The organism is Mesorhizobium sp. M0522 (genome assembly GCF_040321085.1).
Lineage (GTDB): Bacteria > Pseudomonadota > Alphaproteobacteria > Rhizobiales > Rhizobiaceae > Mesorhizobium.
In genome coordinates this window covers 310063-324501 of the sequence record NZ_JAMYQW010000001.1, presented here as the reverse complement: position 1 = coordinate 324501, position 14439 = coordinate 310063, and the positions used below count along the sequence as shown (strand labels likewise).

At 59.3% G+C, this 14439-nt stretch carries 17 protein-coding genes and 1 tRNA gene; 7 read left to right on the top strand and 11 right to left on the bottom strand.

The window, feature by feature from the left end; all coding sequences use genetic code 11:
* The first annotated feature begins 27 nt into the window (after positions 1-27).
* On the top strand, positions 28-684 hold the full coding sequence (locus NKI58_RS01640; RefSeq protein WP_352522783.1) for a peroxiredoxin: 657 nt from the start codon (positions 28-30) through the stop codon (positions 682-684).
* Positions 685-834: 150 nt separating this feature from the next.
* Entirely contained in the window at positions 835-1707 is an 873-nt protein-coding gene (locus NKI58_RS01635) for an MBL fold metallo-hydrolase (protein ID WP_352826496.1), read from the top strand.
* Between the two features lie 182 nt (positions 1708-1889).
* On the opposite strand, the gene NKI58_RS01630 is transcribed toward NKI58_RS01635, so the two are convergent.
* The 3 genes from NKI58_RS01630 to NKI58_RS01620 all read right to left on the bottom strand — a co-directional run bounded on the left by NKI58_RS01630 (position 1890) and on the right by NKI58_RS01620 (position 4877).
* Positions 1890-2399 (bottom strand): hypothetical protein, encoded by a 510-nt coding sequence (locus NKI58_RS01630; protein WP_352571979.1) that lies wholly within the window; start codon positions 2397-2399, stop codon positions 1890-1892.
* A gap of 338 nt (positions 2400-2737) precedes the next feature.
* Positions 2738-3649 carry an RNA polymerase sigma factor RpoH gene (gene rpoH / locus NKI58_RS01625; protein ID WP_023678514.1) on the bottom strand — a complete coding sequence of 304 codons (912 nt, stop codon included), beginning with the start codon at positions 3647-3649 and terminating at the stop codon, positions 2738-2740.
* A gap of 187 nt (positions 3650-3836) precedes the next feature.
* Entirely contained in the window at positions 3837-4877 is a 1041-nt protein-coding gene (locus NKI58_RS01620; RefSeq protein WP_352619704.1) for an RluA family pseudouridine synthase, read from the bottom strand.
* A 26-nt stretch (positions 4878-4903) separates the two neighbouring features.
* Here NKI58_RS01620 and NKI58_RS01615 point away from each other — a divergent pair, with 26 nt between their 5' ends.
* The 5 genes from NKI58_RS01615 (at position 4904) to NKI58_RS01595 (ending at position 7780) form a co-directional block, all read left to right on the top strand.
* Positions 4904-5287: a fimbrial protein gene (locus NKI58_RS01615; RefSeq protein WP_352826497.1), complete on the top strand. Its 384-nt coding sequence runs from the start codon at positions 4904-4906 to the stop codon at positions 5285-5287.
* A complete protein-coding gene (locus tag NKI58_RS01610) occupies positions 5284-5691 on the top strand; it encodes a VOC family protein (RefSeq protein WP_352826498.1) in 408 nt (135 codons plus the stop codon). The genes NKI58_RS01615 and NKI58_RS01610 overlap by 4 nt, the downstream gene beginning before the upstream one ends.
* A 91-nt stretch (positions 5692-5782) precedes the next feature.
* Positions 5783-5857: transfer RNA gene (locus NKI58_RS01605), tRNA-Glu, on the top strand.
* 114 nt (positions 5858-5971) lie between these two features.
* A complete protein-coding gene (locus tag NKI58_RS01600) occupies positions 5972-6574 on the top strand; it encodes an AbiU2 domain-containing protein (RefSeq protein ID WP_352826499.1) in 603 nt (200 codons plus the stop codon).
* A gap of 156 nt (positions 6575-6730) precedes the next feature.
* On the top strand, positions 6731-7780 hold the full coding sequence (locus NKI58_RS01595; protein WP_352853038.1) for a DUF4062 domain-containing protein: 1050 nt from the start codon (positions 6731-6733) through the stop codon (positions 7778-7780).
* A 77-nt stretch (positions 7781-7857) separates the two neighbouring features.
* Here NKI58_RS01595 and NKI58_RS01590 read toward each other — a convergent pair whose 3' ends face one another.
* From NKI58_RS01590 to NKI58_RS01555, 8 genes are all read right to left on the bottom strand, one after another.
* Positions 7858-8517: a hypothetical protein gene (locus NKI58_RS01590; RefSeq protein WP_352853037.1), complete on the bottom strand. Its 660-nt coding sequence runs from the start codon at positions 8515-8517 to the stop codon at positions 7858-7860.
* A gap of 29 nt (positions 8518-8546) precedes the next feature.
* On the bottom strand, positions 8547-8732 hold the full coding sequence (locus NKI58_RS01585; RefSeq protein WP_352826502.1) for a hypothetical protein: 186 nt from the start codon (positions 8730-8732) through the stop codon (positions 8547-8549).
* A 14-nt stretch (positions 8733-8746) separates the two neighbouring features.
* On the bottom strand, positions 8747-9841 hold the full coding sequence (locus NKI58_RS01580; RefSeq protein WP_352826503.1) for a hypothetical protein: 1095 nt from the start codon (positions 9839-9841) through the stop codon (positions 8747-8749).
* The gene (locus NKI58_RS01575; protein WP_352826504.1) at positions 9745-10338 is read right to left on the bottom strand and encodes a hypothetical protein; all 594 of its coding nucleotides are present in this window, start codon (positions 10336-10338) and stop codon (positions 9745-9747) included. Before NKI58_RS01575 ends, NKI58_RS01580 begins: the two co-directional genes overlap by 97 nt.
* Positions 10335-10730 (bottom strand): hypothetical protein, encoded by a 396-nt coding sequence (locus NKI58_RS01570; RefSeq protein ID WP_352826505.1) that lies wholly within the window; start codon positions 10728-10730, stop codon positions 10335-10337. Before NKI58_RS01570 ends, NKI58_RS01575 begins: the two co-directional genes overlap by 4 nt.
* Positions 10731-11131: 401 nt before the next feature.
* The gene (locus NKI58_RS01565; protein WP_352826506.1) at positions 11132-13333 is read right to left on the bottom strand and encodes an AAA family ATPase; all 2202 of its coding nucleotides are present in this window, start codon (positions 13331-13333) and stop codon (positions 11132-11134) included.
* A gap of 249 nt (positions 13334-13582) precedes the next feature.
* Entirely contained in the window at positions 13583-14017 is a 435-nt protein-coding gene (locus tag NKI58_RS01560; protein WP_352853036.1) for a hypothetical protein, read from the bottom strand.
* The gene (locus NKI58_RS01555) at positions 14018-14332 is read right to left on the bottom strand and encodes a hypothetical protein (RefSeq protein ID WP_352826508.1); all 315 of its coding nucleotides are present in this window, start codon (positions 14330-14332) and stop codon (positions 14018-14020) included. It abuts the gene before it with no gap.
* Between the last annotated feature and the right edge of the window lie 107 nt (positions 14333-14439).

Below are 14439 nucleotides of genomic sequence, written 5' to 3'. Positions count from 1 at the left end.
TCTGCACTCACAGGGTAGGGACACGCCATGAGCCTTCGTATCAACGATATCGCACCGGACTTCACCGCTGAGACCACGCAAGGACCAATCAGCTTCCATGAATGGATCGGCGACGGCTGGGCGGTATTGTTCAGCCATCCGAAGAACTTTACGCCGGTTTGCACGACCGAACTCGGCACAATGGCCGGGCTCGAAGGCGAGTTCAGGAAGCGCAACGTCAAGATCATCGGCATCTCGGTCGATCCCGTCGAAAGCCATGGAAAGTGGCAGAACGACATCAAGACCGCGACCGGCCATTCGGTGAACTACCCGCTGATCGGCGACAAGGATCTCAAGGTCGCCAAGCTTTACGAGATGCTGCCGGCGGGTGCCGGCGAGAGCTCGGAAGGCCGCACGCCCGCCGACAATGCCACGGTGCGTTCGGTCTACGTCATCGGACCCGACAAGAAGATCAAGCTGGTTCTCACCTACCCGATGACGACGGGCCGCAACTTCGACGAAATTCTGCGCGCCATCGATTCCATGCAGCTGACCGCCAAGCACCAGGTGGCGACGCCGGCGAACTGGAAGCAGGGCGAGGACGTCATCATCACCGCTGCCGTCTCGAATGAGGATGCCATCAAGCGCTTCGGCGCCTACGAGACAATCCTGCCATATCTCAGGAAAACCAAGCAGCCTTCCTGAGCAGGCAGAGGCGGCACGGAGAATTTTCGGTTTTCTTGGCCGTATGAGCATGGGATGCTTGACGGCGCCTGGTTGACGGACAACCATGCCTTTCATTTGCCGTGGCAGAGAAAGTCATTCCTGCCACGGTGAGGATCAAGGGGGCTGGGATTGGACGCATTATCGGCCAGGTCGCAGGTCACCGGCTTCTATGACAAGCTGAGCGGGTCCGTCCAGTATGTGGTCGCCGACATGGCGACGCGCCGATGCGCCATCGTCGATCCGGTGCTCGACTTCGACGAAAGGTCCGGTGCAACGTCGACGAAAAACGCCGACGCCCTGCTCGACTTCGTCAGGGAAAGCGGGCTGGAGGTCGAGTGGATCCTCGACACGCATCCGCATGCCGATCATTTCTCCGCCGCCCATTATCTGAGGGGGAGAACCGGAGCGCCGACGGCAATCGGCGAAAAGGTCGTCGACGTCCAGAAATTGTGGAAGGTGATCTACAACTGGCCGGAATTCCCCGCCGACGGTTCGCAATGGGACAGGCTGTTCGCCGACGGCGCTACATTTTCGGTCGGCGGCCTTCCGGCACGGGTGTTGTTTTCGCCGGGCCACACGCTGGCCTCGATCACTTACGTCATCGGCGACGCCGCCTTCATCCACGACACGCTGTTCATGCCGGACAGCGGCACCGCCAGGACGGACTTTCCCGGCGGCAGTGCCGAGCGGCTCTGGCACTCGATCGAGGACATCCTGGCGCTGCCGGACGAGACACGTCTGTTCGTCGGTCACGACTACCAGCCGGGCGGTCGCGAAGCGCGCTGGGAAAGCACGGTCGCGGAGCAGAAAGCCGGCAACATCCATGTTGCCGGCTGCAAGACGGAAGCCGACTTCGTCGCGCTCCGCCAAGCCCGCGACAGGACGTTGCCGATGCCGCGGCTGATCCTGCACGCGCTGCAGGTCAATATGAATGGCGGACGCCTGCCGGAACCGGAATCCAACGGGCGGCGCTATCTGAAATTTCCGCTCGATTGCCTGTGAGGAGATGGGTCGCTGGCATTACAGTGCCATTCAAACTCGGCGCCGCCCTCATCGTTCTGCGATGGTCATCCAAGTTATTGATCCTGATTCGATTTTTGCGATGTTTGAATCCGAGAGGTCCATGCGGGAAGACGGTGGTGGCAGCCGGATGAGGAGCAGCGCAGACGCCAGCCAGTCCAGCGTCAGGGTTTTGTTCGGCGGGCTAAATGTTCATACGTGATTTGCCAAGGATCGCTCTCGGAAGATCTTTCCTCGCCGATCCAATGGAAGCTGGTGGCAGTGATCTCAGTGAAACGCCATCGAGTTTGCAGACCGCGCGAGTCATTGCCGAGCTGGACAATGTCCTTACCCTCGGCCCGGCCGATCTGGCGCGAGCGATCCTGGTTGAGCGGGTCGTTCCATATGATATGCCAGCCATCGATCCCAGGGTCGAAGATGCGCAAGGTCGTACCATACATCGTCGACGGCGCAGGGCGCTTGGGCCTGATCCAAACGTCCTGAATCGCGCGGCCTTCGAGCACCCAGCCAAAATGGCATTCGCCATCCCATTTTTGGATTGCGCCGTCGTCGAGGTAGTGGACCGAGTCCATTTCCCAGCTTCCAATTAGCCATCCATACAGGGCCATGTCTTTCGCTCGGTCGGCTGGCGGACCTTCGGATCCGAGAGCGGCCAGAAACGGAGAAATCGTCATCGTCACACTGCCTTTCGTTTCCAATAGGCTCAACTGCCCGGCGCGGCCCCGGCGCCCGTTGTCGCCCCCGCCTGTCGCAAGCGCCGGGTTTTGAAATGCCCCGGTCGGCGCGGAACATTGCCGCTACAGCTTGCAGCGTTGCGGTTTTCAGGGCTTGGGGAAAATTGCGATAATACCGCTGTGGATGAGATCGTCTGCGGACGCCATGGCGAGACTACTGAGCAATTACGACGGCGGATCGGACATCCGCAAAAGGCGCCGCGGAACCGGCAACCCTCTAAAAAGAAACGGCGGCGCCAGTTACCTGACGCCGCCGTTATTTGTTCCCTTGGAAGGCCTTACGCCGCCGGCTGCGCCTCGATGGTGCGCAGCGCCTGCGTCTGGCGCTTGGCTGCGGCCTTGACCGCGTCCTGCACCTTCTCGAAGGCGCGCACCTCGATCTGGCGCACGCGCTCGCGGCTGATATCGAACTCGGCCGACAGCTCTTCAAGCGTCAACGGCTCATCGGCGAGGCGGCGCGCCTCGAAGATGCGGCGTTCGCGGTCGTTGAGCACGGCAAGAGCGCCCGACAGCATGCCGCGCCGGTTTTCCAGCTCGTCCTGCTCGATCAGCATCTCTTCCTGGCTTTCGTGGTCGTCGACCAGCCAGTCCTGCCATTCGCCGGACTCGCCTTCACTGGCCCGGATGGGCGCATTGAGCGAGGCGTCGCCCGACAGACGGCGGTTCATCGACACGACTTCCGCTTCCGAGACGTTCAGCCGGGTGGCAATCTCGGTGATCTGGTCGGGCTTCAAATCGCCTTCGTCGAGCGCCTGGATCTTGCCCTTCACCTTGCGCAGGTTGAAGAACAGGCGCTTCTGGTTGGCGGTGGTGCCCATCTTGACCAGGCTCCACGAGCGCAGGATGTATTCCTGGATAGAGGCCTTGATCCACCACATCGCATAGGTGGCGAGACGGAAACCGCGCTCCGGTTCGAATTTCTTGACGGCCTGCATCAGGCCGACATTGCCTTCCGAGATCACCTCACCGATCGGCAGGCCATAGCCGCGATAGCCCATGGCGATCTTGGCGACGAGCCGAAGGTGGCTGGTGACGAGCTTGTGCGCAGCCGTGGTGTCCTCATGCTCGGCATAGCGCTTGGCGAGCATGTACTCTTCCTGCGGCTGAAGCATCGGAAAGCGGCGGATTTCTTCCAGGTAGCGGCTGAGACCGCCTTCGCCGGAAACGATACTGGGTAATGACTGGGCCATGATAGCGCCCCCTCTCTATTGGAGTGATGCCCCCGAAACGCGGCGGGCATGTGGCGCGAATGCCAAAGGCACATTCGCGCCAACCGACATATATAGGAACAAAACCAGAAAGACAGGCATTTGTTCAACACGAAACAGTGTGTCACGTTGAAGTGAACAACGCCGGTCAGGTTTTCAGGTGGTTGGTTCAGAGCTTGCGGAAGCCGTCGACGAGTTCCTCCATGTCCCACGGTATCGGTGCTTCGAACCTCATCGTTAGATGGGTATCCGGATGCCGAAATGCAAGGAGGCGGGCGTGCAAAGCTTGTCGCGGAAACGCCTTTACCTTGCTTCTTAGCGGCTCGGGTAACCGATTGGCTTTGGTGCGGAAAGCCTGGCCGTATTCGGGGTCGCCAATCACCGGATGGCCGATATGGGCCATGTGGACGCGTATCTGGTGAGTGCGACCGGTTTCCAGCCGGCATTCGACCAGGCTCGCCGTGGCGAATTCCTGCTGCTGCTCGCCAAAGCGCTCAACGACGGTGAAATGCGTGACGGCGTGGCGGGCATCGTCGCGGCCTTGCGGCACCACGGCGCGGCGTACCCGGTCGGCGGCGCGGCCGAGCGGCGCGTCGACCGTCCCGGTCGGCCTTGCCGGTATGCCCCAGACCAACGCCAGATACGCGCGCTCGAGATCGCCGGTCAGGCCGTGGTCGGCAAAGGCCTCCGACAACGCCTTGTGGGCGCGATCGGTCTTGGCGACGACCATGACGCCACTGGTCTCCTTGTCGAGGCGGTGGACGATGCCCGGCCGTCTCACCCCGCCGATGCCCGACAGGCTGTCACCGCAATGATGGATCAGCGCGTTGACCAGCGTGCCGGTCCAGTTGCCGGCGCCGGGATGCACGACCAGCCCGGCCGGCTTGTTGATGACGATCAGCTCGCTGTCCTCGTAGAGGACGTCCAGCGCAATATCTTCGCCTTGCGGCTCCGCCGGTTCCGGCTCCGGCATGTCGACCGACACGCTGTCACCTTGTGCCATCTTGCGCTTCGTTTCGCTGGCTGGCTTGCCGCCGATCCTGACGGCGCCCTGCTTTATCAGCATCTGTACCCGGCTGCGCGACATGTCGGGGCCGAGCCTGGCCGCCAGCCATTGGTCGAGCCGCTGGCCGGCCGCATCGGCGCCCGCCTCCAGGACGATCGGTCCGGCCCCTATTAATTGTCTGACCTCTTCGTTATGAGCGCTCATCGAAAACAGTTCCGGAATCTGCTGCCATGGCCCGGCCGCTTGCCGACGAAGACGAGGAAAAGCCGCTCGACCCCGAGGTCGAAAAGGTGCGGAGGAAGCTCGTCCGCTTCGTCGCCATCAATCTCGGCCTGCTGTTCCTCGCCCTTATGGTGGTGATCGCAGCACTTGTCTACAAAGCGCGCAACGCGCCGCCTGCCGCCCCGCCGTTGACCAGTGACTTCCAGGTGCCGGCAGGCGAGCCGGTCAACGGCGACATCGTGCTGCCGGTCGGCGCCAGGGTGATCAGCCAATCGCTGTCCGGCAATCACCTGTCGATCGACACCGAGCTGCCCGACGGCAGCCGCGCCATCTTCGTCTATGACATTACCGAGCGCCGCATCGTCGGCCGTTTTTCGATCAGGAACAAATGACCGGTTTTGCCGAACACCGCAGCATTGCCACGGTCGCGCTTGTCGTCGCAAATTATGACGAGGCGATCTCGTGGTATGTCGACCGGCTGGGTTTTGTGGTCGCCGAAGATGTCGACCTCGGCGGCGGCAAACGCTGGGTCACGATCACGCCGGGCAACGGGCAGGGCGCGCGGCTGCTTCTCGCCGAGGCATCCGGCGATGCGCAAAGGCACGCCGTCGGCAACCAGACCGGCGGGCGGGTCTTTTTGTTCCTCGAAACCGACGATTTTGCCCGTGACCATGCGCTGTTGCTCGAAAAGGGCATCGAATTCCATGAGGCGCCCCGGCACGAGACCTATGGCACTGTGGCGGTTTTCGCCGATCTCTATGGAAATCTCCGGGACCTGATCGAGCCAAAACGCTAGGCTTGCAGCTGAGTATTTCACCGGCGCGATCGGCAGCCTTAACCCTAGTTGCTTTTTGCCAGCCGTCAGCCTATATCGCCGGTTCTTGAACGCGCCCATCGTCTAGCGGTCAGGACACCGCCCTCTCACGGCGGGAACAGGGGTTCGATTCCCCTTGGGCGTACCAAGTAACTCATTGAAATCGTTATATATTATTTCGAGATGGTCACAGACCGTTTCGATGGAACAAATATCCGACCAAATATAAATCTGCTCCAATCGAGCGCGCAGGGAGGGAATCATGGCCGTACAGGACTGGGACGCTCTCCGCGAAGCAGCCGGGCAAGGCTATGCAGACGGCATCATGTGTCTTGCGACGATCGAGACGGTGGAACGCTCGAACAACGAGGAATTGATCGAGCGCTTGCATGACGCCGATGCCGCTCGCGCTGCCCGTATCTTGATTGATGGCGCACTTGTCCGTCTCCACATTTTCGTCTGCCGTGGCTTCTCCCCTGCTCGTCACGCGGATGACCTCCATCTGCGGACGGCGATCGATTTTCTGAAAGAACCGGGACGCCTTGACGAAGAGCCGTTGCTTTGGCGCCGGACTGACCTAGCGGAAGCGATCCGGCTGTTCGAGCTAGCCGCCGCCGATCCTCGATTGGTGCGCCTCAAACACATGCGAGACAAACTCATTGCCCATATGGCGCGCTATGATGAGACGATCATCGCCAAACCGACATACAACGACTTGTTCGACTTCACCCGGCTGACCGCGCAAATATGGGAACGGCTTTCCTACGGAGCCGGCACAGCGATGGTCAAGCTCAGGCATCAGGTGAAGGCCTATAGCGAAAGCGCCGACGCCTTCTGGTCGAGATGGGAAGAGACCAGCGAATAGGAGCCTCGTACGCGTGCGCTCGCCTCGCCCCAGCCCTTCGGGTGCGCCGCATCGTCCGCGCCCGTCCTGCACAGAGATAGATGGGCTCGCTGCGTCCTTCGCTTGGCTATCCCAAGTGATTTCCAATACAATGTCTGCGATTCGGGAGGCACGGTCTTGGACAAGCGTTATCAGGTATTTGTAAGCTCAACGTATTCGGACCTAAAAAGTGAACGACAGAGAGTAATTCAAACCTTAATGGAAATGGATTGCATCCCAGCAGTTATGGAACTTTTTCCGGCAGCAGACGAACAGCAATGGGAGTTTATTAAGAAGGTAATTGAGGATTCAGACTACTACATTCTGATTCTTGGCGGGAAATATGGCTCGATGACGTCGGAAGGCATCAGCTACACAGAGAAAGAGTTCGACTACGCGTCATCTATTGGGTTGAGGATTTTGCCTTTTATTCATGAATCGCCGCAGGAGCTCCCGGTTTCCAAATCTGAAGTTGACGCTGACTTGAGGCAGAAACTCGGAGCTTTCCGGGATAAGGCGATGAGAGACCGTCTCGTAAAGTTCTGGAGCAATGAAAAAGAACTTCCGGGTCTTGTCGCTCTCAGCCTACCAAAGACTATTAAGACCTACCCAGCTGTTGGTTGGGTAAGGGCCGATAAAATAGCGTCAGACGATTTAATTCAACAGATAGGCAAGCTCCAAGCTAAAAATATAGAGCTATCAACTACGATAAGTAACATGCCTTATAGGAATGAAATAAAAGGTATTGCCGACTTGACTGAGAAATTTACAGTAACTTTGGAGTGGACAGAATATAATGGTAGCGGAAAACATGAAAGATCGGCAAAATACGTTTTTTCCTGGGAAGATATTTTTGCGGCGATAGCGCCGGACTTAATGGCGAGCCCGAGTGACGTGGCTGCTAATTCCTTGATTGGGGCAGCGCTGTATAGAAAAGTTCATCCAACAGGCACTCAGTCTGCCAGGGTTCAACACGATTGCTTTCAAACTATAAAAGTCCAGTTCGTGGCGCTAGGTTTCGTGAATGCCAAACTACTACAGACAGTTTCCGGCGGAATGAGCGTGTTTTGGTCTTTAACCGCTCTTGGCGAGCAGGAGATGGCCCGGACTAGAACTGTGAAAGCAACAAGAGTATTAGAGAATTCGAGCAATATGCCTGGATTGGACAATCAGAAGCCGGCCGAATAGCGGCAGAGCACCTCCCTCGCGCGCGCGACCCCTGGAACACACGTGACGCTTCACGTTTGCGCCGGCGCGGCGGCTCCCTATAAAGCGAGGCCCAGTTTGGCTTCGGCGTCCTTCGCGGCCCGATTGCCCGTTTCGCCGTCGCGCTCGGCTTGCAAATCGCGCATGTCCTGAATCGATTTCCCGAACTGCTGATAGGCAAAGGTCAAGTGTTCTTCGACAGTGTCGAGGTCTTCGATTTTCGCCATTTCCTCCGGCGCGCGCTCGGCGACAAACTGATTAATGATCGACTTGAGCGGGCGGGAGGTCGGGCCGACAAGCAGCTCATGCGCCTGGAGCGCGGCGATGACCGCATGATCACCCCTCGACAGGGCAGCAGTGATTGCGGCGTCGCGGTCTTCTTGCTTCATTGACCGCAGGACATCGCGAAGCTCTTTCGAATTGCCGTAATCCGCCAGCAGCCCCGCCTTGCCTTTCGCTTCGTGTCGGAGCCTGTCACGCGCTTCCATGATCTTGGACGCGGAGGCGCGAACGGCTGCGGTGGCGAGGGTCGTGGCTTTCAGGAAGTTTTCCTTGTACCTCAATGCTGCGGCTTCGCGTGTCACCAGCGGATCGACCACAGACCGCGTGGCGTCGAGGCCATCCCACAAATTGGACAAGCTCGACAGCGCCGAGAACACTCCAACGAGTTCCGGCATGTCCGGGTTGGTGACGTTGCCGCGCGCGATGTCGGGATTCAAAAGTGGCGGGCGAAGGGGTGTGCGCTTCCTCATGGCTTGGGCTCCAGGGTTTCGGTCGCGTGCAGGTCTTCGAGCACCTGACAAAGGCTGGCCCATGTCGGATGGTAGAAGGTGGAAAGGTCGATGGGCTTGCCCGCTTCCATATCGATCAACAAGCGTTCCTGCTTCTCCGCGCACAGGCATTCGATCTCACGTGCGAGGTCGGCAGGGGTCATGGTCCTCAGATTTGTCATGGCTTGGGCTCCGAGAGTTTCAGAAAGTGGTTGAGGTAGGCGCTTCGAGCTGAATTGTGCTTCGAACCGCCTTCGATGGTGAGGCCGTCGCCGGTGTTGATGTAGTCGACGCCGCTGAACAACATGGATCCATTTTCTGGCGCCGGCTCATGGTAGCCGACAGGGATGCCCCCGGACCCAGCGCCGTATCGTCCGACCTGCATCTGCGGTGCGTCAGCATCGTTCTTCGCAATGTAAAGACACCCGCACAAAACGTTGGCGTAATCGTCCGAGCCAGAAGTGGGATGGTCGACGCTGTCCTTACCGGAGCGGTGGGTGCGCCTTTCGAGGAGGCGGAGCTCACGGACCAAAATTGGCAGGTCGGCAAACGAGATCGCGCCACGGACGAAGGAAGGCACTGCCTCGACGTATAGCTGGCTCTTCGGGACCGGCGCGCGGATGTATGCCATGCCGGCCGCTTCGAACGCGCTTACGACCCATTCGCCCGAATAGTTGTCGCCGGTGACACTGCTGCAGCCGTAGTCTTTCGCGAGCTTGGCGAATTCTTCGGCTACGTGGTTCGGGTCGAAGGGCGGTTTGCGGCCGACAACGGCGGCGGCGACGAAGCGCGAGCCTTCGGTGTAGCCGATGCACATTGTAAAGGCGTCATGGCGTCCGGCGCTGGCGTCGACGAAGGCAAAATATTCGTGCTCGCGTTGCGGCGGAAGCTGGATCGGCCGGTTCGGATCGATCGCCCGGTCAATGGAGGCGTCATCAAGGAGCGCGGAGATGTCGGAGCGAAAATTGCCGCCCCACTCGGAAGCGGCTGCTTCGGGATCGGCCGCATACTCCTCGTCGATCCGAGCTTGGTCGATCGTCGGATTGAGCCGGCGCGTATCGGCCTTGATGACCAACACCGGGCCGTCCTTGTTGAAGTTGTCGCGGTGCTTTTGGTATATCAGGCCGACCTTCCTGTATGGGCTGGAAATGCCGATCAACATGCCGCCGGTGGTGATCAGCGCCGGGATGGTGGCCCGATAAATTTCTTGGTCGGGGTTTGCGGAGGTCTCGTCGCGCCAGAACGCCGTTTCGTCGAAGATGGCCGCGAGCAAGGTCCGGGAACGAACTGTACGAAGGAGTTGGTTGTGACCGCGATCGTGATGCGGTTATCCAGTTCGATCTCGTCGCTGTTGTGGTTGATGACCATCTGGCGCAGGACCGGGGAGGCGGCGAAGAAGGCTTTAATGTAATTGAAGATTGTCTTGGACTGGTCCTTCGTCGGGCTCATCACGACAATGAAGCCGGTTTCGCCGGGAGCGAGCTTTCCCGAATGGTCGAGTGTCGCGATGTAGGAGGCGATGAGGGCTGCTGCCCGGCTTTTTCCACCCCGGCGTCCCGCCAAGACCCAAAGCTCACGGACGCGCTCGGTGGGCGGGGATCGACCTGGCCCTGCCAATTCGGCGAAGAGGTCTAGTTCATCCTCGGTGAGCGGCTGACCCCACGCGGCGCGGAAGATGGTGCGCCATGTCGACCAAGATGCGAGGTCGCCAAGGGCGGCTCCGAGTAGGAGCGGGTCAGCCAGTGCGTCGTCGATCGTCTCGTGGATCACAGGCGACCTACTTGCCGCTGGGCGCGATACTGCTGGAGGGTGGGTGTGACGTTCTTGGCCTTGCGCTCGATCCCCAATGTTTCCAAGATTCGGCGAAGGTGTCCGGCCAGCCGGCCGAAGAGGTCCATGTCCGCATCGAGTCCTTCCGACAATCGGCCTTCCATCTGTTCGAGTTGGACCGACAGCGTAGCGGCGCGGCGGATGAGGGAGAGTTGGGACTGGGACAAGGCGTCTGCCCCGCCAAGATCGCTCGCGTGCTCCGAGCACAGGTCCTTGTATCGACGAGACCAAGGGCTGTTCCCGTCGCCGTCGATGAACAGCTTGCGGCCGTTGGTAACGGCGCTGCGCTGGGTCGGCGCGAGCTTGGTGGCGGGCGGGCGGTTCGGAGGCATATTTGCTCGGATATTTGTTCGGGAGCGCTGATAATCGCCCGGACGATCCGTAAAGTCCTGATTTTTGTAGGTTTTCTGGAGTTTGTCTTAGTTCCGTTCCCGCCTGGGGAAGGCGAAACAGCCTTGTCGAAGGGTGTCGAGGGCAGGAAAAATCTGGGGTTCTGGTGCTTCTTTGGGGCTGTGAAATAGGAGGGGGAACGGATCACGAAGAGGAGCCTCCCCTTTGGTCATCTCATCTTTCTTCAAGGAGGGGGCGGCCAACGGCCCCCTCCCTATACGTAGTATAGGGCACAGAGGTATCCGCTTGATCGACGCCTGATCTCCGCTTGAACGACGGATGAACTCCGCATGTTCTCCCCAGAACGAAAATAGAACGACGCTTGATCTCCGCATGACCTTCCTCACATCGGGACCTCTTCAACCGGCACGATGACAATCCTTTCGACGGGAGCGGAAGGCTTGCCGACCCTTTCCAATATGATCTGGCCTGCATCAAACAAGCGGCGCATCGAGGCGGCGAATTGCGCTTTCGTGATACCCTTCGCTTCGGCATGTTCGGCAAAAACATTCGGGGCATAGCCATTGCCTTTACGAGGGAACACCCTCAGACCTTGATGGTTGACCTTCGCCAACAGCGTGAGGAAAGCGGCATCTACCTTGGCATCCATCGCCGCTCGACCCGCCCCGTTGCCGGCAATTCTAGCCGGCGCGCCGGAGGTCGACGTAAATCGACCCCTATCCCAGCGAAGCTCCATCCCGTACCCTTTCGCCGTATAGTTCGACTTCATGACCTTCAAGTCGCGCATGAATTCGTCCGCATCCTCTTCCTCGGGGCGGTGGAGGTACAAGCGTTGGCGGACCGAATTCGACCACGCAGAGTTTCCGCTCGTGCCTTCGCCAGAATTCTTCCCGCTCTGGGAAGGATGGGCGAGAAGGAAGACATAGCAATTGAATTCGATCGACAAGTTACGCAGAAAACCGATGAATTGCCTTGCCAACGGCTTCGAAATCTCGTTGCCGCCAAAGACATCGGCCAAGTTGTCGATCACCAGCATCACTGGTCTGAGTGCTCCGAGCGTGAGCCGCAGCCGTTCGAAGAGCGGCCGTTTAGACATGATGCCAACCTTTGAGTTCTCGACAGCAAGCAGGGCGTCCTGGCCCGCCATGTCCGCTATATGCAGGTCGGTCAGTTTAGACATGTCTATCTCATCGGCGGCGCATATGTCAGCCAAGCGGATATGCATTTCGGCTGTCTCATCTTCAGCAGAAAAATACACCACCGGGCCGATCGTCTTTGGCTCCATGCCGAGCCACTTGGTCCCGGTCGCAACAGCAATAGACGCCTGCAATGCAAGGAGGGACTTTCCTACGCCTCCGTCACCATACATCGCCGTAACATTTCGCGCCGGCAACAAGTCCGCGAACATGAACTCCCGCTTAGGGATCGGAAGGCCGGCTAAATCGGACGCCCGCACGGTTTCTAGCGGCGTCGGCTGGGCTCCTAGGCCTGTCTCCGAAGGCTTGGTGATCGGCGGCGTGCGCGATCCGAAGATTTCGGCAAATGCCGCAGTAGCCTCCGGTGATTGCATTGCGGCGATGGCTTCGTCGTCGGGCTCGATGAGACCTTTCGCGGCTGCTTCAGCGCGAGTGTCGAGCTTTGGCCAGTCGTGCTCAAGTTGGTGCCTAACACCGCCTCGACGCGGCGCAAACTTGGCTCCGGCCGCGTCAGCATAATGATCCCAAAGTGCGGCAACCTCATCCACCGAGTAGCCGCGAACCTTCAGTTTACCGGTGACGCCAAAAAAGTGCGAACTTCTGTCATCTAGCTGATCAGCCGGCGTCTTCAGTTCTTCATGCAACCGATCCGGCATGTCGGCGAGAAGCACGGCAATTCCGCGGGAGCTCCCTTCGACACCAGCAGAAATGTCACGCAAGGGCAATTCGGGCAGCGCAGCACGCAACTGATCAGCCGTGTAAATGGGACCGCCCTCAGACAGGATGCGGGTTGATGAGGGCCCGATCCGGCCGCGCGCACGTTTCTTCGGTGTAAGTAAGTTCGGTGTGCCGGCGGCGCGGTACGGCTGGGTGATGTTCCCTGTGTCGGAGTCAGCCCCGGCTGCGGCCCGAAGGCGAGCCCCGATCAGATCGGCTTCTTCCCACGGCAATGCGCGATCGAAGAAATACCAGTGATGAGCGTTACCGGGACTGCTCTCGACCGACATCGAGGGCGGCAAGGGCAATGTACCCGCCTTCCCCTTGTCCGCGTCGGCATCGATGACCAAGGCGAAGACGGCGACCGTATCGGCCTTGCTGCCGCGCGATCCGGCAGGCAAGCCGGCGCGCACGGTTCGACCCTCGACCCAGACATTGTGACCTGAACCGGCGTGGGCTATGGCGACGTCAGCCATCAGTTCGTGGTCGCCAGCCTTGAAGCGTTCATGCCTCAAGCCGGCTTCTTCAAGGTGATGCAGGCGGCAAAGCTGCAAATGTCCAGGGCGATCAATGCCGGTTGAGGCAGACTCGGCGCGCTCGTGGATAATCTTCGAAAAGCGCCTGACCTCGGCTTCGTCCGTGAGGTCGGATAGTTCAAGTTGGTTGCTCACTTCGATCTCCAAGGAGAAAAGTGAGGCGATGTTACAAGTACTGCTCATCAAGGGCGTTTTGATTAGAGGAAGCCCCAATCCCCTGGGTTTATTTGGATGAAAGCAATTTGATACAGTTGCCTCGATTGTAATTTCAGATCGCGGCAGCTTTACGGGACTGTGGAGACCCTATAGGATTCAAGCTGCATTGACCTGCATATTATGAAGAGACGTTCACTGCCGGGTGACATCCATCGCCCGGCAGTTTTTCTATTTCGGAACCAGATCGACAACCGGCTCGTGCACCATCGGCCAGTTTCTCGGCGACGAGCGAAAATGCCGCGCGATGATGAAAACCGTTTCGAGGTCTCTGTCATCAAGATCGAAAACGCACTCAAGCCAGCCCTCAAAATTGCGCCAGAGCCACCAAACTTTTTCGGTGTTTCGCACGCTCGGAAACAGGGCCTGATTGACGAAATTAGCAGCCTCAAGGAGAGTCCAAAGGCGAAGGATGTCCTGCTCATCCTCATCATCCTCCCAGAAGCGCTCGGCCAGGATCGCTTCCTGTTCGATTTGGCGGAGTTCGATGGCGGAGAAGCCAAATGCCTTGCCCAAAATGGCAAGAACGCGCGACCGGTACGGTTGCTCGAAATAGGCAACCATTGAACCCGCCACGGAAATGGTCGTTCCGGGAAAATCTCTCATCTAGGCCGCGCTCTGCTCGCGCCGGCCGTTCTTGCGGTCCCGCTCGTTCACGGAATGGGTGGCCTTGGCGACCATCCGCTTCCGAGCCCGCTCGATTTGGGCGGCATCTTCCGGCGACGGGTTCTCCCAACGCTGCTGCCATGCGCGTTCGGCCTCTGCGGTGATGCGGACGACGGTGGTGCCGGGAATGCGCATTTCGGTCGGGCCGGTGCCCGCGCTCTTTGCCTTGTGATAAGTGTTGGGGCTGATGCGGTTGCGCTTACAGAATTCCTTGATAGTAAACGCGGCGCGCGGCGCTTCATTCGTCTCATCCATGAGAACACTCCATAGGGAGCGCGCGCCGGTAAAGCGCGTCGATGCTCTTCTGCCGTTTGGTGTCTCGTGGTCGAAGGCGACTTATGAGCGGACCCCTATCCGCTGCG

Coding starts and splice junctions, on each gene's coding strand:
- NKI58_RS01640 (WP_352522783.1), top strand. CDS start 28: ATGAGCCTTCGTATCAACGATATCGCACCGGACTTCACCGCTGAGACC.
- NKI58_RS01630 (WP_352571979.1), bottom strand. CDS start 2,399: ATGACGATTTCTCCGTTTCTGGCCGCTCTCGGATCCGAAGGTCCGCCA.
- rpoH (WP_023678514.1), bottom strand. CDS start 3,649: ATGGCCCAGTCATTACCCAGTATCGTTTCCGGCGAAGGCGGTCTCAGC.
- NKI58_RS01620 (WP_352619704.1), bottom strand. CDS start 4,877: ATGAGCGCTCATAACGAAGAGGTCAGACAATTAATAGGGGCCGGACCG.
- NKI58_RS01615 (WP_352826497.1), top strand. CDS start 4,904: ATGGCCCGGCCGCTTGCCGACGAAGACGAGGAAAAGCCGCTCGACCCC.
- NKI58_RS01610 (WP_352826498.1), top strand. CDS start 5,284: ATGACCGGTTTTGCCGAACACCGCAGCATTGCCACGGTCGCGCTTGTC.
- NKI58_RS01600 (WP_352826499.1), top strand. CDS start 5,972: ATGGCCGTACAGGACTGGGACGCTCTCCGCGAAGCAGCCGGGCAAGGC.
- NKI58_RS01585 (WP_352826502.1), bottom strand. CDS start 8,732: ATGACCCCTGCCGACCTCGCACGTGAGATCGAATGCCTGTGCGCGGAG.
- NKI58_RS01570 (WP_352826505.1), bottom strand. CDS start 10,730: ATGCCTCCGAACCGCCCGCCCGCCACCAAGCTCGCGCCGACCCAGCGC.
- NKI58_RS01560 (WP_352853036.1), bottom strand. CDS start 14,017: ATGAGAGATTTTCCCGGAACGACCATTTCCGTGGCGGGTTCAATGGTT.
- NKI58_RS01555 (WP_352826508.1), bottom strand. CDS start 14,332: ATGGATGAGACGAATGAAGCGCCGCGCGCCGCGTTTACTATCAAGGAA.